The sequence below is a fragment of the Pedococcus sp. 5OH_020 genome, assembly GCF_027812955.1.
Lineage (GTDB): Bacteria > Actinomycetota > Actinomycetes > Actinomycetales > Dermatophilaceae > Pedococcus.
The window spans coordinates 764,062-783,609 of record NZ_JAPYZV010000001.1 but is presented as its reverse complement, the minus strand read 5'-3'; the positions used below and the strand labels follow the sequence as shown (position 1 = coordinate 783,609).

Sequence of the window (19,548 nt, the reverse complement as noted above, 5' to 3'; positions counted from 1 at the left end):
CCATCGCCGCCCTCCAAAGCGGCGAGTAGGCACCGAGGATCAGCCCTCAAAGCCCACCACCCCGCGGGGCACTGCCTGGCCTTCCGCCCCACACCCCGCTCGGCGTCGTTCCATAGTTCTTGACCGTCCTGCGACGAGGCGGCGGTGGTAGCGGTCCGCGGTCCCTGTCCCTTGATGCTATGCACGGGCTGGGTTGTGGTCCGGCGCATGCGGGTCTCACCCTCGGGGAGCTCACATGGAGTTGCCCTCGGCCAGCATCAGGGAGCCGTGGGAGTGCCGCAGGTCGTGCACGCGGGGGCGCTGGCTCAGCCCGGCCTCCATTGCGCGCTCGACGGCGGGGTTCCACTGACGCTGGTGGAAGGTGCCGTTGCGGATGCGGCCCCCTCGGTCTTGACGAACAGCAGCGGGGACTCACCCGGCGCGCGGCCGGCTGCCGCGACCCCGGTCCTGCGGTCGGTCGACCGCGGCACGTGGCGTCGGTCTGGAAACCGTGTCCGGGGACCCAGCCGGCCGGGTAGCGCTCTCCCGCCGCCTGCACCCAACCCTGGAACCGCCGCGCCTGCGCCCGGTCGGCGAACGTCTCCGCCGGGGCGGCGCCGTCCTGGTGCCACCGCACCTGTCAACGACCGTGCGCTGTCGAACACTTGCCATCGGGGAACCGGCCTTCCGTCCGCCCGACGGTCGGCATGAGCGGCGGAAAACCAACATCCAGCCCGAGGTGCACGTGCGGGGCAGGCACCCGGGGCGTGGACAGCGCGTGGAAACCGTCCACATCCGGACACGCTTTCGCAGGTCAGTCGGTGCGCAAGGCGGGACTCGAACCCGCACACCCGAAGGCATCAGGACCTAAACCTGACGCGTCTGCCAATTCCGCCACTTGCGCGCGGTCAGCACTCTACGACCTCAGCCCAGCAGCTCGCGCAGGTGCGGTACCAGTGCCCGGAACGCCTTGCCGCGATGAGAGATGGCGTTCTTCTCCTCGGCGGACAGCTCCGCCGCATGCCGCCCGTCTCCCTCGACCACCAGCACTGGGTCGTAGCCGAAACCGTTGGTGCCCTTCGGCTCTCGCGCCAGGCTGCCGGAGAGGTGGCCCTCCGTGGAGCGGAACGTCCCGTCCGGGAGTGCGAGAACTGCGGCACAGACGAAGGCAGCCGCGCGATGCTCGTCCTTCACGTCGGCCAGCTGCGCCAGCAGGAGGTCGAGGTTGGCGCGGTCGTCTCCGTGCCGCCCTGCCCAGCGCGCGCTGAAGATCCCGGGCGCACCGCCGAGCACCTCGACCGCCAGCCCGGAGTCGTCGGCCACCGCCGGGAGCCCTGTGTGAGCAGCAAGGGCCTGCGCCTTCAGCCGGGCGTTCCCCTCGAAGCTGACCTCGTCCTCCACGACGTCGGGGGCGTCGGCCCAGTCGGACGCTCCGACCACCTCAAGGTCGAGCTCCGAGGCGACGTCGGCGAGGATGGCCCGTAGCTCGGCGACCTTGTGGGCGTTCTGCGTCGCCAGGACGATGCGGCGCGTGCTCACAGGGCCCGCGCTCTGGGCATGGCCGCGAGGGCCTCCTGCTGCAGGACGGTCAGCGCCGTGCAGCCCACGACGGCCTTATCCAGCAGGGCGTCGAGCATGGCCCGGTCGAAGGGTGCGCCCTCCGCCGTGCCCTGCACCTCCACGAAGCGCCCGTCACCCGTCATGACGACGTTCATGTCGGTCTGCGCGGTGGAGTCCTCCGGGTAGTCCAGGTCGACGACGGCGCGGCCGTCGACGATGCCGACACTCACGGCCGCGATCGACCCCGTGAGGGGCTGCGCGTTCTTGGCGATCAGCCCCTTGCCGCGGGCATCCTCGATGGCGTCGACCAGCGCGACATACGCGCCGGTGATCGACGCCGTCCGGGTCCCACCATCGGCCTGCAGCACATCACAGTCGAGCACGATCGTGTTCTCCCCCAGCGCCTTGGTGTCGATGATGGCGCGCAGGCTCCGTCCGATGAGCCGGCTGATCTCGTGCGTGCGCCCGCCGACCCTGCCCTTGCGGGACTCGCGGTCAGAGCGCGTGTTGGTGGCGCGCGGCAGCATCTCGTACTCGGAGGTGACCCAGCCAGTGCCCTTGCCCTTCAGCCAGCGGGGAACCCCCTCGGTGAAGGAGGCCGCGCACAGCACCCTGGTCCGGCCGAACTCGACCAGCACGCTGCCCTCGGCATGGTCCAGCCAGTTGCGCGTGATCCGTACCTCGCGGATCTGGTCGGGGGTCCGTCCGTCGTGGCGGGTCGCGGTCGCCGAAGTCGTCTCAGTCACGTGCGCAAGGCTAAGCGTGCGAGGGCACAGAGAGCGCACCGGTCCTCCCACGTTCCCTGGGCCGAGTGCGCGTCCCTGCGCCGAAGTCCGGGACTTCGGCAACGACACGCCGTACAGCAGCCGAAGTCCCGGACTTCGGAGTCAGGGGGGCGTCCTAGGGTTGCGGTATGCCTGCGACCCTCGCCATCGGTGCCCACGTCGACTCCGTCGACCCCGTCACGGCTGCGCAGGACCGGGGCGCGAGCCTGAGCCAGTTCTTCCTGGGCAACCCCCAGGGGTACAAGGGCCCCGAGATCGCCTACGAGGGTGGTGCGGAGGCGCTCAGGTCAGCTGCCGAGGCGGCCGACGTCGCGCTCTACGTCCACGCTCCCTACCTCATCAACGTCGCCACGACGAACAACCGCATCCGGATCCCCAGCCGCAAGCTGCTCCAGCAGTTCGTCGACGCGGCAGCCTCCATCGGCGCGAAGGGCCTCGTTGTCCACGGCGGGCACGTCGACAAGGCCGAGGACGTCGACAAGGGTTTCGACAACTGGCGCAAGGCGGTCGAGGCCACCGACCTCAAGGTGCCGCTCCTCCTGGAGAACACCGCCGGCGGTGACAATGCCATGGCCCGCACGCTCGAGCGGATCGGCCGTGTCTGGGACGCCATCGGCGCCGCGGAAGGGAGCGAGAAGGTGGGCTTCTGCCTCGACACCTGTCACGCGCATGCGGGCGGGATCGAGCTCGGCACGGCGGTGGAGCGGATCAAGGCCATCACCGGCCGGATCGACCTGGTCCACTGCAACGACAGCCGCGACGAGTTCGGCTCGGGGGCCGACCGGCACACCAACCTCGGGTCCGGCCTCATCGACCCGGACGAGCTGGCAGGCGTCGTGCGAGGCGCCGATGCCCCCGTCGTGATCGAGACCCGCGGAGGGCTGGAGGGGCAGCGCGAGGATCTGGAGTGGCTCCGAGAGCGCCTGTAGCGCGGATCGACCGTGGGCTGAGGTCGACCGCGTCGTGACGGTGTCGAGACGGCGGCTACACCACGGGTGGATGGGTGCGCAGGAACGCGCGGATCTGCTCCCGCGGGTTGACCCGCAGCTCGGGGCCGTGGGTGAACGCCGCCGTCGTGTAGTCCAGGTCGGCGAGCCGGTGAGCGGTCTGGGTGGTGAGCCGGAAGCTGCTGCAGAAGGCCTTGATCGGCCACCGCAGCCCGCGGACGTTGAAGATCGAGTCCCCCGTGATGAGCACCCCTGACGGCCGGTGCAGGTATGCCGCATGGCCGGGCGAGTGCCCGGGCGTGTGCACGACCTCCAGTCCACCCGCGAAGGGGACCAGCTGACCGTCGGTGAAGGTCTCAGCCACCGGTACCGCGGGGAACGACCCGCTGCCCAGCCGGTTCCACAGACGGCCCAGCCGGATGGAGGGGTCGCGGTGCGGCGACTGACCAGCACGAGCGTACGGTGCGTCGTCCTCGTGGATCCCGAACCGCTGCCCGGTCGCGCCCGCAACGTACGCGGCACCCCCGGCATGGTCGGGGTGCGCATGGGTCAGAAGCAGGCGAGTGACGTCCGCAGGCCCCGACCCGATCGCCGCCAGCGCAGCCATGACCTTCGGACCAGACTGCTTGACCCCCATGTCGAGCAGGGTCACCTGGCCGTCGTCGTCACGCAGGATGAAGCCGTTGACGAAGTCGCCGAGCAGCGGCACGCGCCAGATGCCCGGCACGAGAGGAACCACCGCTGGTCTCGCCATGGGCGTGAGCCTAGCCGCGAGCCAAGCCCTCAGACCTCGTAGGTCTTCCCCTGGACGGCGAGGTCGAGAGGCCCCGACCACACCGCCGCCGCCTGCGCGCGGCATACCTCGGGGTCGTTCCACGGGGGAATGTGCGTGAGCATGAGGCGCTTCACGCCTCCTGCCTCCTGCGCCGCGCGGGCCGCGCGGCTGCCCGACAGGTGCACGCCGGCGGTCTCGTCCCGACCGTCGACGAACGCGCTGTCCATGAGCGCCAGGTCGGCCCCGGTCATCAGCCGCCCGAGCGCCGGACAGGCATCGGTGTCACCGGTGTACGCCAGCACGGCGTCGTCGGCCTCCACCCGGAAGCCGTACGCCTCCACCGGGTGGTTCACCCGGTACGCCGTGACGGTGAACGGGCCGACCCGGGTCACGTGCGCGTCGGCCAGCTCCTGTACCGCGAACTCCTGCGACATAGCGGTGTTCTCCAGGCCGTGGTACATCAGCGCGAACCGCTTCTCCGCCCCGGCCGACGCGTGGATGGCCAGCCTCCCGGGCACTGCGCCACCCGGCCGGTACTTCCTCGTGACGTACAGCCCGCAGATGTCGACGCAGTGGTCCGGGTGGAGGTGGCTGATGAACACGGCGTCGAGCTCTGCGGGGTCCAGGTGCCGCTGCAACGGACCGAGCGCCCCGTTCCCGAGGTCCAGCACGATCGACCAGGTCCGTCCGGCCTGCTCGGTCTGGACGAGGTACGACGAGGCGGGCGATTCCGGTCCGGCGAAGGACCCGGAGCACCCCACGACCGTGAGCCTCATCGGACCGCCTCCACCGCGCGCGTGGCCGCGTTGCCGTAGACGGAGCCCACCTCCGGACCGAGGAACCGGCGCGCGAGGCGGGTGAACTCCGCGGCGTCGCCCGTCGTCGTGAAGCCATGGCTCGGTGGTGGCAGGTGCCTCGGACGCAACGCGTCCCCGTCGGCCAGGACGCGGTAGACGTCCTTGGCGGTCTCCTCCGCCGACGACACCAGCGTCACCGACTCGCCCATGACGTACGAGATGGCACCGGTGAGCAGCGGGTAGTGCGTGCAGCCGAGGACCAGGGTGTCGACCTCACGCTCCACCAGGGGCGCCAGGTACTCGCGGGCCACCCCGATGACCTCCGCCCCGCTGGTGACCCCCGACTCCACCAACTCCACGAACCGGGGGCACGGGACGCTGGAGACCTGCAGCTGAGGCGCGGCTGCGAAGGCGTCGAGGTAGGCGCCGGACTGGTGGGTGCCCCTCGTCGAGATCACCCCGACGCGGTGGTTGCGGGTGGCAGCGGCGGCCCGGCGGACCGCAGGCCGGATCACCTCGACGACCGGCACCTCGTACCGCTCCCGGGCGTCGTGCAGGACAGCAGCGCTGGCGGTGTTGCAGGCGATGACGAGCACCTTGACGCCGTGGTCGACCAGCCGGTCCAGACACTCCAGGGCCAGCTGGCGGGTCTGCGCGATCGGGCGGGGACCGTACGGGGCGCGGGCAGTGTCGCCGAAGTAGGCGATCGACTCGTGTGGCAGCTGGTCCAGGACGGCGCGGGCGACGGTGAGACCGCCATAGCCCGAGTCGAAGATCCCGATGGGTGCATCTGCCACGGGTCAAGGCTAGGGGCGCACGCACCGACGCGAGGCACCGCTCCACAGTCTCGTCCGTCACACCCCCGGACACGTCACGGCATCAGCGCGTGTGCGAGCGTCTCCTGCAGCCACGTGAGGAAGTCGTACACCGCGAGCGCGTACACCGCCGGGTCGTCCTCGGGCAGTCCGGACACCTGCTCCTCGAGGAGCTCCACGTCGTCGTCGCCCTTGAGCCCGAGGCGTTCCCCGAGGACGAGACGCACGTCGGTGAGAGCGACGACCAGGGCCACCGCCTGGTCGTGGTCGAGCGACACGCGCTGCTCCTGCGGCGCGGAGAGGGCCGCTATCGCAGTGTCGAGGTTCGACGTCTTGCGAGCCCGCAGACCCTGCTCGGTCAGCCGGCGGAACTCCGCGGCGACCTGCTCGTCCTCGAGGTTGCCGGTGGGAAAGATGCGGTCGAGGGCGGGGTCGCGCGGCGGGGGCACCCGGCCTGAGAGGTCGGCCACCTGGTCCGCGGCGGACAGCGACACCCCCATACCGACCCCTCCTAGGCCGGCCACGATGGCGTCGAACTCGTCGCCGCCGCCCTCCGCGCTTGCGGACTGCTCGGGCTCGACGAGCTCGCGGACCTGCTCCATGAGGCCGACGACCAGTCCGCGCTCCACCGCGTCCAGCTTGGCGACGAAGCGGTCATGCCGCTTCTTGAAGCCCCGAGCCACTCAGCTGTCCTTCTGGAACGTTGCCCACAGCCCATACCCCTGGAGGGCCTCGGTGTCCGTCTCCATCCGCTCGCGCGTCCCCGTCGAGACGACGGCCCGGCCCTTGGTGTGCACGTCCATCATCAGTCGCTCGGCCCTGCTCTTGGGGTAGCCGAAGTAGGTCTGGAACACGAACGTCACGTAGCTCATCAGGTTCACCGGGTCGTTCCACACCAGCGTGATCCAGGGAACGTCCACCTCGGCATCCGGACTGACCGTGCGGCTCTCCTGTTCCACCGGGGCAATCGACACGGCACCACCATAGGCTGCCCTGGTGATGTCCACCGCACTGCTCACCGACCACTACGAGCTGACGATGGTGGAGGCTGCGTTGCGCAGCGGCGCCGCCTCCAGACGGTGCGTGTTCGAGGTCTTCGCGAGGCGCCTCCCGGACGGTCGACGGTACGGGGTGGTCGCCGGCACCGGCCGGCTGCTGGAGGCGGTCGAGGCGTTCAGGTTCGGCTCGCAGGAGCTGGCACCGCTGCGCGACAGCCACGTCGTCGATGACGCGACCCTGGACTTCCTCGCCGACTTCCGCTTCACCGGCGACATCTGGGGGTACGCGGAAGGGGAGTGCTACTTCCCCGGCTCACCGGTGCTGGTCGTGGAGTCGGACTTCGCGCACGGAGTGCTCCTCGAGACGGTGGTCCTCAGCATCCTCAACCACGACAGCGCGGTCGCCTCGGCAGCGTCGCGGATGACCTCGGCCGCCGGGTCACGGCCGTGCATCGAGATGGGCTCCCGTCGCACCCACGAGGAGGCTGCGGTCGCCGCTGCACGTGCTGCGTACGTCGCGGGGTTCGCGACGAGCTCCAACCTCGAGGCCGGCCGGCGCCATGGCGTGCCCACCTCCGGGACGGCGGCGCACGCCTTCACGCTCCTGCACGACGACGAGCGAGAGGCGTTCTCCGCCCAGATCGCGTCACTCGGCAAGGGCACGACCCTGCTCGTCGACACCTACGACGTCCCCACCGCGGTCGCGCTCGCGGTGGAGCTCGCCGGTCCGGAGCTCGGGGCGGTGCGGCTCGACTCCGGGGACCTGCTCACCCAGGCCAGGGAGGTGCGCGAGCAGCTCGACGCGCTCGGTGCCACCGCAACCAAGATCGTCGTCACGTCGGACCTCGACGAGTACGCCATCGCGGGGCTGGCTGCCGGACCTGTGGACCTGTACGGCGTCGGCACCTCGGTGGTCACCGGTTCCGGGGCGCCGACTGCCGGCATGGTGTACAAGCTCGTCTCCCGCGAGGACGACTCCGGCACGATGGTCGGCGTGGCGAAGAAGAGCCAGGACAAGCAGTCCGTCGGCGGCCGCAAGTTCGCCCTGCGGCGCCGCGACGCCAAGGGTATGGCGCACGCGGAAGTCATCGGGATCGGCGAGCCACCGGCCGACGATGGGGACGACCGGGCGCTCCTCCTGCCGCTGCTCCACAACGGCGTCGTGGTCGAACCCTCCCGCCCTACGCTGGAGGCCGCCCGGCAGCGGCACGTTGATTCTCTCGCCGAGCTGCCGGCGGAAGCGCGCCAGCTGCAGCGGGGGGAACCGGCCATCCCGACCGAGTACCTTCCGCGGTCATGAGGTGCACCAGCATCCGGCTGGGCCCACGGGCCAGCGCCCGACGAGCGCTGGCCCGACGGGCACTGTGCCGACGAGCACCGCTCAGCTGGAGCTATTGCGTTTTGCTGACGGCCGACAGGATGGCGTAACATCATCCAATGGCCGACCACGACTTCCGCACCGAAGCAGCCGCCCTGGACGCCGACGACCCGCTCGGCCCGTTGCGCGACCGGTTCCTGGCACCCGAGTCCAGCGACCTGGTGGCCTACTTCGACGGCAACTCGCTGGGGCGCCCGGTCGCCGACGTCCCCGGCAGGCTGGCGGACTTCATCGACCAGCAGTGGGCCGGCAGGCTCATCCGGGCGTGGGACGAGCAGTGGCTGGACTGGCCGCACCGGCTCGGTGACCGGCTCGGCCGACTGGTCCTCGGGGCCGCGGCCGGCCAGACCGTCGTCGCCGACTCGACGACGGTGCTGCTGTACAAGCTGTGCCGCGCCGCGGTCGACGCCCAGGCCGCCCAGGGCCGCACAGAGATCGTGCTCGACACCGACAACTTCCCCACGGACCGCTACATCCTGGAGGGCATCGCCGCCGAGCGTGGGCTGACGCTGCGCTGGATCGAGGCCGACCAGCGCAGCGGGGTGACGCTCGAGCAGGTGCGCGAGGCCGTCGGGCCCAAGACGGGTCTGGCCGTGTTCAGCCACGTCGCATACCGCTCCGGCTTCCTCGCCGACGGGCCGGGCATCACGGCGGCGGTCCACGACGCGGGGGGCCTGGTGCTGTGGGACCTGTGCCACAGTGGCGGGTCCGTGCCGGTGGCCCTGGACGAGTGGGGCGCGGACCTCGCCGTGGGCTGTACCTACAAGTACCTCAACGGAGGGCCGGGGTCCCCGGCGTGGGGCTACGTGGCCGCCCGACACCACGGGCTGCTGCGCCAGCCGATCTGGGGCTGGATCGGGCGCAGGGACGCTTTCGACATGGGTCCGGGCTACGAGCCGGCCGAGGGCATCCGGTCCTTCATCTCCGGCACCCCGCCGATCCTCGCCATGGTGCCCCTGGACGCCAGCCTCGACCTAGTCGAGAAGGCGGGCATGGACGCCATCCGCGCCAAGTCGGTCGCCCTGACAGAGCTGGTCATCCGTATGGCCGACGCGCTGCTGGCCCCACTCGGGGTGGAGGTGGCCAGCCCCCGCGAGAGCGCCGTACGGGGGGCACACGTGACGTTGCGCCGTCACGGGTTCCGGGAGGTGACGGCGGCGCTGTGGCGCGAGGGCGTCATCCCGGACTACCGCGACCCGGACGGGATCCGCATCGGGGTGTCCCCGTTGAGCACGAGCTTCGCGGAGGTCGCGACCGGGATGCTGGCGCTGCGCGATGCGATCGTGCGGCTCGACGCCGGGCAGTAGCGTGGGCGGATGAGCCGTGCCCTCATCCTCGTCGACGTCCAGAACGACTTCTGCGAGGGCGGCTCACTGGCCGTCCCCGGTGGCGCCGAGGTGGCGCGCAGGATCAGCGAGCACGTCACCGCACATCACCAGGAGTACGCCGCCATCGTCGCGACCGCCGACTGGCACGAGGCTCCCGGTGCCCACTTCAGCGATCACCCGGACTTCGTCGAGTCGTGGCCGGCGCACTGCCGGGTCGGCAGCGACGGAGCCCTCTTCCACCCTGCGGCCCAGAGAGCTCTGCACCATGTCCAGGCCGTGTTCCGCAAGGGCCACCACAGCGCTGCCTACAGCGGGTTCGAGGGGTTCACCGTGGACGCGGACCGACGCGTGGGGCTCGCAGAGTGGTTGCGCGACAGGGTGGTCGAGCAGGTCGACGTCGTCGGGATCGCGACCGACCACTGCGTCCGCGCGACTGCGCTGGACGCCGCCAAGGACGGCTTCCAGACCACGGTGCTGCTCCACCTGACAGCGGCCGTGGCACCGCAGACCACTGAGAGAGCGCTGCGCGACCTGCGGGAGGCGCAGGTGCGGACGACCGGCGAGGTCGTCTCCGGCTAGCCCTGTTCTCACAGCCGCGACTGCACCGCTGTGCGGGAACTGTTACGGACGCTTTACGGCTGCCGCCCCCTCGCGAAACACCGCCTTGCCACCCTTCCGGGGTACCGACCAGAGCCCTCTGGCCCCCGAGAAGGAGCCCCGCATGTCTGCTCCCCCGCAGCCCTCCCCCACCGGCACCTCCCCCACCGGCACCTCCCCTGCCGGCACCTCCCCTGCCGGCACCTCCCCTGCCGGCACTGTCAATGGTGACGAAGCGTCGACCTCATCCCGCACCTCCGCGGCAACCGCCACCACAGCGCGAGCCACGCCTACGGCGCCGGCGAGGACGCGCGGCCGGTGGATCGACCACTGGGACCCGGAGGACACCGTCTTCTGGCGCGGCGGTGGCCGCGCCATCGCCCGCCGGAACCTGAGCTTCTCCATCGCGGCCGAGCTCCTGGGCTTCTGCGTCTGGGCGCTGTGGAGCGTCGTCGTCCCACTGCTGCCGGGTGCGGGCTTCGACCTGACGCTGAACCAGCAGTTCTGGCTCATCGCCCTGCCCAGCCTCGTCGGGGCCACCATCCGGATCCCTTACACCTTCGCGGTCCCCCGGTTCGGTGGCCGCAACTGGACCGTCATCTCGGCTCTGCTGCTGCTGCTTCCCGCCACTGCCCTGGCCTGGGTGGTCGGCCGCCCCGAGACCTCCTTCGGAGTACTGCTGGCGTGCGCCGCGCTGGCCGGCTTCGGTGGCGGCAACTTCGCCTCCTCCATGACCAACATCTCGTTCTTCTTTCCCGAGGCGGAGAAGGGAAAGGCGTTGGGGCTCAATGCTGCCGGAGGAAACCTGGGGACCGGCGTCGTCCAGCTCGTGGTCCCCGCGGTCGTCGCCGTGGGTGCCGGCACACACCTCGACCGGGCCGGTCTCCTGTTCATCCCACTGGCCGTGCTGGCCGCAGTCGGTGCCTGGCGCTTCATGGACAACCTGACGGGCGTCCGGTCCGACTACCGCGCCTTCGCCGACGCCACCAGGACACGGCACACCTGGATCATCTCGTTCCTCTACATCGGCACCTTCGGGTCCTTCATCGGCTACGCCGGTGCCTTCCCGACGCTGCTCAAGACGCAGTTCCCGCACGCCCCACTGCAGCTGGCGTTCCTCGGCGCGCTCGTCGGGGCCCTCACCCGTCCGCTCGGCGGCGCCGCCGCTGACCGCGTCGGCGGGGCTCGGCTCACGATCGCGTCCTTCGCCATCCTGGGGGTCGGTGCGTTCGCAGCGATCACCGGTCTCAGGCAGCACAGCTTCGGGCTCTTCTTCGCCGCCTTCCTGGTGCTCTTCGTCGGCGCGGGGCTCGGCAACGGGGCGACATACCGGATGATCCCCGCGGTGTTCCGCGCCGGCGCCACGGACGCGGCCACCCTCGCGGTGCGGCGCAAGGCCGCCGCGGGGTGCCTCGGCATCGCAGGTGCCGTCGGCGCCTACGGCGGCTTCCTCATCCCCCGAGGGTTCGCCATGGCGAAGCAGGCCTACGGCTCGCTGGTCCCGGCCCTGTGGGTCTTCATCGGCGCCTACGCCGTGATGGCTCTGGTCACGTACGTGGTCTATGCCCGGCGCGGCTCGGCGCTGGCCTCCGAGTCTGTCTGACAGGGAGCGGTTCCTGCCGTGAGCGACGTCGCAAGCCACTGCCCGTACTGTGCGCTGCAGTGCGCCCAGACGCTGAGCCCGCGCCCCGAGGGCCTCGGCGTCTCGGGGCGCCCCTTCCCCACGAACCGTGGTGGGCTCTGCCAGAAGGGCTGGACGAGCGCCGACCTGCTGCGGGTCCCGGATCGGCTGACGACGCCGCTCGTGCGCTCCGCCGACGGGACGCTGCAGCCGGCGACGTGGCAGGAAGCGCTCGACCTCGTGGCCGACCGCCTCGCCCGCATCCGCGCCGAGGACGGCCCCGACGCCGTGGCCGTCTTCGGCGGAGGCGGGCTCACCAACGAGAAGGCCTACCAGCTCGGCAAGTTCGCCCGCGTCGCGCTCGGCACGGCGAACATCGACTACAACGGGCGGTTCTGCATGAGCAGCGCCGCTGCGGCGGCGAACCGCTCACTGGGGGTCGACCGGGGCCTGCCCTTCCCGCTCACCGACCTCGCCGGAGCGCAGGCGGTGCTGCTGTTGGGCAGCAACCTCGCGGAGACGATGCCGCCCGCGGTGGCGCACCTCGCGGGGGTGCGGGAGCGCGGTGGCCTCCTCGTCGTCGACCCTCGCCGCAGCGCCACTGCCGCCCTGTCCGACGTCGGCGGCGGCCTCCACCTGCAGCCCGTGCCTGGCACGGACCTCGTCGTGCTCCTGGCCCTGCTCCACGTCGTCCTCGGTGAGGCTCTGGCGGATACGGAGTACCTCCAGGACCGCACCGTCGGGTCGGAGGAGGTCCGCCGGCGCGCCGCCAGCTGGTGGCCCGAGCGCGCGGAGCAGGTCTGCGGTGTTCCGGCCGCGACCCTGCGCCGGACGGCGCGCCTCCTCGCTGCGGCCGCCCCTGCCGCGGGCGGAACAGGAGCCTTCGTCCTCACCGGCCGTGGCGTCGAGCAGTCCACCCAGGGAACGGCCACCGTGACCGCCGCCATCAACCTGGCGCTGGCGCTCGGGCTGCCGGGGCGGGTGGGGAGCGGGTACGGCGCGATCACGGGCCAGGGCAACGGCCAGGGCGGGCGCGAGCACGGCCAGAAGTCCGACCAGCTGCCGGGCTACCGGATGATCGACGACCCGGCTGCCCGAGCGCACGTGGCCGCCGTCTGGGGCGTCGACCCTGGGTCGCTTCCGGCGAAGGGCAAACCCGCCGTCGAGCTGCTCGCCTCGCTCGGCACGCCTGGTGGCCCCCGTGCGCTCCTGGTCCACGGGTCGAACGTGGTGGTGAGCGCGCCCAACGCCCAGCGCGTGGCCGAACGCCTGGCCGCCTTGGATCTGCTCGTCGTCTGCGACTTCGTGCCCTCGGAGACGGCCCTGCTTGCCGACGTGGTGCTGCCCGTGACGCAGTGGGCCGAGGAGGAGGGCACCATGACGTCGCTCGAGGGACGCGTCATCCGGCGCCGCAAGGCCGTCGAGCCGCCGGCCGGCGCACGAAGCGAGCTCTGGGTCTGGTCCGAGCTCGCTGGCAGGCTGGGCTCGGAAGGGACTTGGGCGACCGACCCGGCCGAGGTCTTCGACGAGCTGGCCCGCGCCAGCGCCGGTGGCCGTGCCGACTACAGCGGGCTCTCGCACGCGCGCCTCGACGGTGACGAGCCCTTCTACTGGCCATGCCCCGCAGTACCGCCGGGCGCCGAACCGCACCTAGGCACTCCTCGACTGTTCCTCGAGTCCTTTCCCACCCCGGACGGGCGCGCACGCCTCGTCCCGGTGGACCACCACGGCCCGCAGGACGGCCTTCGCCCTGATGCTCCCCTGCATCTGGTCACCGGACGAGTCCTCCAGCACTACCAGTCGGGGGCCCAGACCCGTCGGGTCCAGCGGCTCAACGACACCGTGCCCAAGGCCTACGTCGAGCTGCATCCCCTGCTGGCGGCCAGGATCGGCGTAGCCGAGGGCGAGCCGGTCCGGCTGACCACCGCGCGGGGCGCTGTGAGCGTCCCCGCCCGCGTCACCGACACCATCCGGCCCGACACGGTGTTCATGCCCTTCCACTGGGGCGGCCGGAGCAGCGTCAACCGGGTCACCAACGACGCCACCGACCCGCTGTCGGGCATGCCGGAGTTCAAGGTCTGCGCCGTCGACGTGACCGCGGCCCGCATGCGGCCAGAGGCGCACAGAAGTGAGCAGGAGGTCCGGGTATGACGCGGCTCGTCGTGGTCGGCAACGGCATGGTGGGTTCACGTCTGGTCGAGGACGTGCTCGCGGCCGACTCCGCCGGCAGGTTCGACATCACCGTGCTGGGCGCGGAGTCGTGCCACCCGTACAACCGGGTCCTGCTGAGCGAGGTGGTCGCCGGGGCGTACGACCTCGCCGCGCTGACGCTTCCGACCCCGGTGCACGACCGGCTGACAGTGCATCGAGGCACCACAGCGGTCGCGATCGACCGTGAGGACCGCGTGGTGGTCACCGAGACCGGCAGACGGCACCGATACGACCAGCTCGTGATCGCCACCGGGTCCTCGGCCCGCATCCCGCCGCTCGATGGGCTCTCGGCTTCCGCGCCCCTCCCGGCCGGGGTGCATGCCCTTCGCACCATCGACGACGCCCGCGAGATCGTCGCCGCCACGCTGAACGCCCGTCGTGCCGTCGTGCTCGGCGCCGGCGTGCTCGGCCTCGAGGCGGCCTGCGGTCTGGCGCGGCGGGGGGTGAGAGTCACGGTGGTCCACCCGGCGCAGGCCCTCATGGAGCGTCAGCTGGACCACGACGCAAGCCGGATCCTGGAGGCCGCCATGATCAGGCTCGGCATCGACCACCACGTCGGGATGGGCGCTCAGTCGGCGCTCGTCGACGGCGGTCGCCTGGGCGGGGTCCGGCTGGCGGACGGGCAGCTGGTCGACGCCGACCTCCTCGTCCTGTCGACCGGGACGGTGGCCAACACCGCGCTGGCAGAGGCGGCGGGCCTGGCCGTCGGGCGCGGAGTCGTGGTGGGCGACGACCTGGCCAGCCCCACCGACCGTCGCATCTTCGCCATCGGCGACTGCGCGCAGCCGCCGGAGGGCGGTTCAGGGCTCGTCGCCCAGGGCTGGGAGCAGTCTCGGCGGCTGGCCGCGATGCTGAGCGCCGGGTCACCCGCGCCGGCCGGGACGACGCAGTACGGCTCGGCTCGGGCTTCGGCGGCGAGCGCGTCGGCCCCGCACACCCCGCCCGGCAGGCCCCCAGCGTCGGGCGCGCCCGCGCCGGGCACCGACGTCGTACGTCTGAAGGCGCACGGCCTCGACGTGGTGACCATGGGGGTCTGCGGCTCCCAGCGCGCCGACGACCCGGCTCAGCGCACCGTACGGCTGTCCGACCCGGACGCCGGACGCCACGTCGAGGTCGTGGTCTCGGGGGGCGCCCTCGTCGGCGCGACCTGCATCGGGGCCGGTGAGGTGGCCGCCGACCTGGTGGCCGCGTACACCCGTCGCACCCCTGCACCGGCCGACCCCGCCTACCTGCTGCTCCCCATGCTGGCTGGCACGTCGGCGGCGGCGACCACCCGGGTAGCGCCCGCAGACCTCCCACCGGAGACCACCGTCTGCCGGTGCAACGCGGTGACGAAGGCAGACCTCACCACCTGCGTCGACCATGGCGCCGTGTCGCTCGCCGACGTGGCACGCGCCACGCGGGCCACGACGGGGTGTGGCGGCTGCACCGACGACGTCTGCGGGCTCCTGGACTGGCTCCGCGACTCACGCGACACCACCGACCGCGGTGAGAACCGTTTAACGAAGGAGAAACACATGACCAACACCGCCGAAATCGCGGCTCTCTAACGTCATGGCCATGCTTGAGCCGACCGCACGCCAGCACCTCGTCGTCGTCGGCGGCGGGATGGTGGCGCGCCGCCTCGTCGATGCCCTGCGGGCCCGGGACGACGCGGGCCGCTGGGCCGTCACGGTCCTCTGCGAGGAGCCGCGCGCGCCGTACGACCGGGTCGCCCTGACCTCCTACTTCACCGGCCGCCATCCGGAGGACCTGGCCCTCGGCGGCCAGGACCTGTGGGACGACCCGCTGGTGACCCTGCGTCGAGGCGTCGCCGCCAGGAGTGTGGAGCGACAGGCGCGGACGGTGACGACCGCGGACGGGCGGACGCTGGCCTACGACTCCCTCGTCCTGGCCACCGGCTCGTATGCCGCGGTGCCGCCGGTCCCCGGCAAGGACCTTCGCGGAGCGTTCGTCTACCGCACCATCGACGACGTCGCAGACCTCCGCGCCTACGTCGAGGGCCTTCGATCGGAGCTCGACAGGCCGGTCCGCGGCGCAGTCGTCGGTGGCGGCCTCCTCGGCCTGGAGGCCGCCGGTGCGCTGCGAGCGCTGGAGGTCGACACGACCGTCGTCGAGTTCGCGCCACGGCTCATGCCGCTGCAGGTGGACGACGGCGGTGGCGAGGCGCTCCGGCGCCTCATCGAGAACCTCGGCGTGCGGGTCCGTACAGGCACCGCGACGGCGAGGATCGGCGGCGACCGTGGCCGGGTGGCCAGGATGGAGTTCACCGAAGGTGAGCCGATGGACGTCGACGTGGTCATCTTCGCGGTCGGCGTGCGCCCCCGGGACGAGCTCGCGCGTGCGGCCGGCCTGGAGGTGGGCGAGCGCGGTGGCGTCGTGGTCGACGAGGGCTGCCGGACCGCCGACCCCGCGGTCTGGGCGATCGGCGAGGTGGCCTGCATCCAGGGCCGCTGCCTGGGGCTCGTGGCGCCGGGCTACACGATGGCGGAGATCGTCGCGGACCGGCTGCTGGGCGGCGAAGGGACGTTTCCGGGAGCCGACCTGTCGACCAAGCTCAAGCTCCTGGGGGTCGACGTCGCCAGCTTCGGCGACGCGTTCGCGAAGGAGGCGGGGGGGCTCGAGGTCGTCATCTCGGACCCGGTTGCCGGCGTCTACAAGAAGCTCGTGATGTCCGACGACGCCCGGACGCTGCGGGGTGGCATCCTCGTCGGAGACGCCACGGCGTACGCGGCCCTGCGTCCCATGGTGGGCCGCCCGCTCGGTGCGGACCCCGCGGCGTACCTGCTGCCCGAGGGCTCGGCGCCGGCACCCGCCGGCGACCTGCCCGACGACGCCGCCGTGTGCTCCTGCAACAACGTCTCGGCCGGGGCCATCCGGTGCGCGGTCGTCGACGCGGGATGCACGGACCTCGCCGGCGTGAAGGCCTGCACCAGGGCTGGCACGAGCTGTGGGTCCTGCCTCCCCCTGGTGAAGAAGCTCCTCACCACGGAGCTCGAGAAGTCCGGGGTCGAGGTCAGCGGCGCGCTCTGCGAGCACTTCGACCTCTCCCGCGCCCAGCTCTTCGACGTGGTCAGGGTGCAGGGGCTCACCACGTTCAGCGACATCATCGGCAGGCACGGCCGCGGACGGGGCTGCGACATCTGCAAGCCGGTGGTCGGCTCGATCCTGGCTTCGCTGGGCACGGGGCACATCCTGGACGGTGAGCGTGCCACGCTCCAGGACACCAACGACCACGTGATGGCCAACCTCCAGAAGGACGGGTCGTACTCGGTCGTCCCTCGCATCCCCGGCGGCGAGGTCACTCCCGAGGGACTGATCGCGATCGGCGAGGTCGCCCGGGAGTTCGGGCTCTACACCAAGATCACCGGCGGTCAGCGGATCGACCTCTTCGGTGCCCGGATCGAGCAGCTGCCGAAGATCTGGAAGCGGCTCGTGGACCACGGCTTCGAGTCCGGCCACGCCTACGGCAAGTCGCTGCGGACCGTCAAGTCGTGCGTGGGCTCGACCTGGTGCCGCTACGGGGTGCAGGACTCGGTGGGGCTCGCGATCGCTCTGGAGCTGCGCTACCGCGGGCTCCGGTCGCCGCACAAGCTCAAGCTCGGCGTCAGCGGCTGCGCGCGGGAGTGCGCCGAGGCACGCGGCAAGGACGTAGGAGTGATCGCGACCGACCAGGGGTGGAACCTCTACGTCGGGGGCAACGGCGGCTTCACCCCGCGGCACGCGCAGCTGCTCGCCGAGGACCTGGACACCGAGGCACTGGTCCGCACGGTGGACCGGTTCCTCATGTACTACGTCTTCACCGCCGACCGCCTGCAGCGCACCGCTGCCTGGGTCGAGGACTACGAAGGCGGGCTCGACGCCATCCGGGGAGTCGTCCTCGACGACAGCCTGGGCATCGGTGCCGACCTCGACGCAGCGATGGCGGCACATGTGGACTCCTACGAGGACGAGTGGGCCGCAGCGCTGGAGGACCCGGAGAAGCTGCGCAGGTTCGGCTCGTTCGTCAACGCACCCGAGCTGCCGGACGACTCCCTCGCGTACGTCGCAGAGCGCGGGCAGGCCCGGCCCGCGACAGACTCCGAACGCCGGCAGAGCGGGGTCCTCATCGCCGGCACCACCCTGGAGGTCCGTCGATGACCGTGAACCTGCCGGACGCCGAGGCGCCCGCCTCGACGCTGCTCGAGGTCTGCCCCCTCAAGGCCCTGTCCACCGAGCGAGGCGCCGCCGCGCTCGTCCGCGGGGTCCAGGTCGCACTCTTCCGGACGTTCGACGACCAGGTGTACGCGGTGCAGCAGCAGGACCCTTACAGCGGCGCCAACGTGATGTCACGGGGCATCGTCGGGTCCCGGGGTGAGGCGCCCACCGTCGCCTCGCCGATGTACAAGCAGGTGTTCGACCTCCGGACGGGCGCCTGCCTCGACCCGGTCGGCAAGGACCCGCGGCCGCTGCTGACGTACGAGGTCGCCATCCAGGACGGGATTGTCCTCGTGGGGGCGGCCCGCGCCGTCGACGCCAACCACGTCCCGGGTGCCCCATGACGACGCTGGTCGGCCTGGACGTCGCCGGGCGGCGAGTGCTGGTCGCCGGGGGCGGCCCGGTGGCGGCGCGGCGCGCCGCCGCTCTGGCCCGTGACGGTGCGCTCGTCACCGTGGTGGCACCGCGGCTGTGCGAGGACCTGGTGGACCTGGTCCTCGACGGTTCCGTCACCTGGGCCGACCGGGAGGTGGTGGAGGGGGATGTCGAGGATGCGTGGCTCGTGCACGCAGCCACCGACGACCGGGAGGTCAACGTCCGGCTGTGCGGGTGGGCGACGAGGCGGCGGGTCTGGAGTGTCTGTGCCGACTCTGTCGGGAGCGGTACCGCGCGGACCCCGGCCACCACGTCGCACGCCGGGCTCACTGTGGCCGTGAGCTCCCAGGGCCCCGCCGACCCGGCACGGGTGGCTGCGGTCCGCGACCAGGTGGCCGCCATGCTGACGACCCAGCCGATGGACCTTCGGCAGCGTCGCACGACGCGGTCGGGCAAGGGACGGGTGATCCTCGTCGGGGGTGGCCCCGGCTCCCCCGACCTCATGACGGTACGGGCACGACGGGCGCTGTTCGAGGCTGACGTCGTGGTCACCGACCGGCTGGGCCCCACAGCAGTCCTGGACGAGCTCCCCGCCGACGTGGAGGTGGTCGACGTCGGCAAGGCACCGGGACGGCACGCGGCGACCCAGGAGGAGATCAGCACGATCCTGGTGGATCAGGCGCAGCGCGGCCGGACGGTGGTGCGGCTCAAGGGCGGGGACCCGTTCCTGTTCGGCCGGGGCGGCGAGGAGTACCTGGCCCTCAGCGCGCACGGCATCCCCGTGGAGGTCGTCCCAGGCGTGAGCTCGGCGCTGTCGGCTCCCCTGGCGGCGGGCATTCCGGTGACCCACCGGGGAACCTCCGCGGCGGTGCTCGTGTGCCATGGTCACCGGGCTCTGGAGGCTCACGCAGTCAGGGCCGTCGTCGACCGGAGCGCAACGGTCGTCCTGCTCATGGGTGTGGCGGCGCTTTCGCAGCACGTCGAGACGCTCCTGGCCGCCGGTGCGGACCCCCGCATGCCGGTCGCGGTGGTCGAGGACGCCACGTTGGACACCCAGCGCGTCACCCGGGCCCCATTGGGCGCGGTCGTGGCCCGCGCAGCCGAGCGGGGCGTCCGAGCCCCGGCCGTCATCGTCATCGGCGAGGTCGCTGCCGCCGGCCTGCTGGAGGGCGGTCCGTGAGCACG

At 71.8% G+C, this 19,548-nt stretch carries 17 protein-coding genes and 1 tRNA gene; 10 read left to right on the top strand and 8 right to left on the bottom strand.

Annotation, left to right across the window (positions count from 1 at the left end; translation table 11 throughout):
- Positions 1-801 precede the first annotated feature (801 nt).
- The 3 genes from PHA84_RS03455 to rph form a co-directional block, all read right to left on the bottom strand.
- Positions 802-883: transfer RNA gene (locus PHA84_RS03455), tRNA-Leu, on the bottom strand.
- Positions 884-903: 20 nt separating this feature from the next.
- Positions 904-1,518: an RdgB/HAM1 family non-canonical purine NTP pyrophosphatase gene (gene rdgB, locus PHA84_RS03450; protein ID WP_270886684.1), complete on the bottom strand. Its 615-nt coding sequence runs from the start codon at positions 1,516-1,518 to the stop codon at positions 904-906.
- Positions 1,515-2,285, bottom strand: a complete 771-nt coding sequence (gene rph, locus PHA84_RS03445; protein ID WP_270886683.1) for a ribonuclease PH — start codon at positions 2,283-2,285, stop codon at positions 1,515-1,517. Before rph ends, rdgB begins: the two co-directional genes overlap by 4 nt.
- A 167-nt stretch (positions 2,286-2,452) precedes the next feature.
- Between rph and PHA84_RS03440 the strand changes: the two genes are divergently transcribed.
- Positions 2,453-3,253, top strand: a complete 801-nt coding sequence (locus PHA84_RS03440) for a deoxyribonuclease IV (RefSeq protein ID WP_270886682.1) — start codon at positions 2,453-2,455, stop codon at positions 3,251-3,253.
- Positions 3,254-3,308: 55 nt separating this feature from the next.
- Here the strand turns inward: PHA84_RS03440 and PHA84_RS03435 are convergent, their stop codons facing one another.
- From PHA84_RS03435 to clpS, 5 genes are all read right to left on the bottom strand, one after another.
- The gene (locus PHA84_RS03435) at positions 3,309-4,025 is read right to left on the bottom strand and encodes an MBL fold metallo-hydrolase (RefSeq protein ID WP_270886681.1); all 717 of its coding nucleotides are present in this window, start codon (positions 4,023-4,025) and stop codon (positions 3,309-3,311) included.
- A gap of 29 nt (positions 4,026-4,054) precedes the next feature.
- The gene (locus PHA84_RS03430; RefSeq protein WP_270886680.1) at positions 4,055-4,822 is read right to left on the bottom strand and encodes an MBL fold metallo-hydrolase; all 768 of its coding nucleotides are present in this window, start codon (positions 4,820-4,822) and stop codon (positions 4,055-4,057) included.
- Positions 4,819-5,640 (bottom strand): glutamate racemase, encoded by an 822-nt coding sequence (murI, locus tag PHA84_RS03425; protein WP_270886679.1) that lies wholly within the window; start codon positions 5,638-5,640, stop codon positions 4,819-4,821. Before murI ends, PHA84_RS03430 begins: the two co-directional genes overlap by 4 nt.
- A 74-nt stretch (positions 5,641-5,714) precedes the next feature.
- On the bottom strand, positions 5,715-6,341 hold the full coding sequence (locus PHA84_RS03420; protein WP_270886678.1) for a DUF2017 domain-containing protein: 627 nt from the start codon (positions 6,339-6,341) through the stop codon (positions 5,715-5,717).
- Complete coding sequence (clpS, locus tag PHA84_RS03415; protein ID WP_270886677.1) at positions 6,342-6,632, bottom strand: ATP-dependent Clp protease adapter ClpS; 291 nt, start codon at positions 6,630-6,632, stop codon at positions 6,342-6,344. It lies immediately after the preceding gene.
- 25 nt (positions 6,633-6,657) lie between these two features.
- Between clpS and PHA84_RS03410 the strand changes: the two genes are divergently transcribed.
- The 9 genes from PHA84_RS03410 (at position 6,658) to cobA (ending at position 19,543) form a co-directional block, all read left to right on the top strand.
- A complete protein-coding gene (locus PHA84_RS03410) occupies positions 6,658-7,956 on the top strand; it encodes a nicotinate phosphoribosyltransferase (RefSeq protein WP_270886702.1) in 1,299 nt (432 codons plus the stop codon).
- A 137-nt stretch (positions 7,957-8,093) separates the two neighbouring features.
- On the top strand, positions 8,094-9,341 hold the full coding sequence (locus tag PHA84_RS03405) for a kynureninase (protein ID WP_270886676.1): 1,248 nt from the start codon (positions 8,094-8,096) through the stop codon (positions 9,339-9,341).
- Positions 9,342-9,350: 9 nt separating this feature from the next.
- Positions 9,351-9,941 carry an isochorismatase family protein gene (locus PHA84_RS03400; RefSeq protein WP_270886675.1) on the top strand — a complete coding sequence of 197 codons (591 nt, stop codon included), beginning with the start codon at positions 9,351-9,353 and terminating at the stop codon, positions 9,939-9,941.
- Between the two features lie 142 nt (positions 9,942-10,083).
- Positions 10,084-11,562 carry an MFS transporter gene (locus tag PHA84_RS03395; RefSeq protein ID WP_270886674.1) on the top strand — a complete coding sequence of 493 codons (1,479 nt, stop codon included), beginning with the start codon at positions 10,084-10,086 and terminating at the stop codon, positions 11,560-11,562.
- 18 nt (positions 11,563-11,580) lie between these two features.
- Positions 11,581-13,731, top strand: coding sequence for a molybdopterin oxidoreductase family protein (locus tag PHA84_RS03390; RefSeq protein ID WP_270886673.1), 2,151 nt, complete (start codon positions 11,581-11,583; stop codon positions 13,729-13,731).
- Positions 13,728-15,341 carry an FAD-dependent oxidoreductase gene (locus PHA84_RS03385; RefSeq protein ID WP_270886672.1) on the top strand — a complete coding sequence of 538 codons (1,614 nt, stop codon included), beginning with the start codon at positions 13,728-13,730 and terminating at the stop codon, positions 15,339-15,341. Before PHA84_RS03390 ends, PHA84_RS03385 begins: the two co-directional genes overlap by 4 nt.
- Before the next feature lie 10 nt (positions 15,342-15,351).
- Positions 15,352-17,931, top strand: coding sequence for a nitrite reductase large subunit NirB (gene nirB / locus PHA84_RS03380; RefSeq protein WP_270886671.1), 2,580 nt, complete (start codon positions 15,352-15,354; stop codon positions 17,929-17,931).
- Positions 17,928-18,332 carry a nitrite reductase small subunit NirD gene (nirD, locus tag PHA84_RS03375; RefSeq protein ID WP_270886670.1) on the top strand — a complete coding sequence of 135 codons (405 nt, stop codon included), beginning with the start codon at positions 17,928-17,930 and terminating at the stop codon, positions 18,330-18,332. The genes nirB and nirD overlap by 4 nt, the downstream gene beginning before the upstream one ends.
- Positions 18,329-19,543: a uroporphyrinogen-III C-methyltransferase gene (cobA, locus tag PHA84_RS03370; RefSeq protein ID WP_270886669.1), complete on the top strand. Its 1,215-nt coding sequence runs from the start codon at positions 18,329-18,331 to the stop codon at positions 19,541-19,543. The genes nirD and cobA overlap by 4 nt, the downstream gene beginning before the upstream one ends.
- The last annotated feature ends 5 nt before the right edge of the window (positions 19,544-19,548 follow it).

Coding starts and splice junctions, on each gene's coding strand:
- PHA84_RS03440 (WP_270886682.1), top strand. CDS start 2,453: ATGCCTGCGACCCTCGCCATCGGTGCCCACGTCGACTCCGTCGACCCC.
- PHA84_RS03435 (WP_270886681.1), bottom strand. CDS start 4,025: ATGGCGAGACCAGCGGTGGTTCCTCTCGTGCCGGGCATCTGGCGCGTG.
- PHA84_RS03430 (WP_270886680.1), bottom strand. CDS start 4,822: ATGAGGCTCACGGTCGTGGGGTGCTCCGGGTCCTTCGCCGGACCGGAA.
- PHA84_RS03410 (WP_270886702.1), top strand. CDS start 6,658: ATGTCCACCGCACTGCTCACCGACCACTACGAGCTGACGATGGTGGAG.
- PHA84_RS03405 (WP_270886676.1), top strand. CDS start 8,094: ATGGCCGACCACGACTTCCGCACCGAAGCAGCCGCCCTGGACGCCGAC.
- PHA84_RS03400 (WP_270886675.1), top strand. CDS start 9,351: ATGAGCCGTGCCCTCATCCTCGTCGACGTCCAGAACGACTTCTGCGAG.
- PHA84_RS03395 (WP_270886674.1), top strand. CDS start 10,084: ATGTCTGCTCCCCCGCAGCCCTCCCCCACCGGCACCTCCCCCACCGGC.
- PHA84_RS03385 (WP_270886672.1), top strand. CDS start 13,728: ATGACGCGGCTCGTCGTGGTCGGCAACGGCATGGTGGGTTCACGTCTG.
- nirB (WP_270886671.1), top strand. CDS start 15,352: ATGCTTGAGCCGACCGCACGCCAGCACCTCGTCGTCGTCGGCGGCGGG.
- nirD (WP_270886670.1), top strand. CDS start 17,928: ATGACCGTGAACCTGCCGGACGCCGAGGCGCCCGCCTCGACGCTGCTC.
- cobA (WP_270886669.1), top strand. CDS start 18,329: ATGACGACGCTGGTCGGCCTGGACGTCGCCGGGCGGCGAGTGCTGGTC.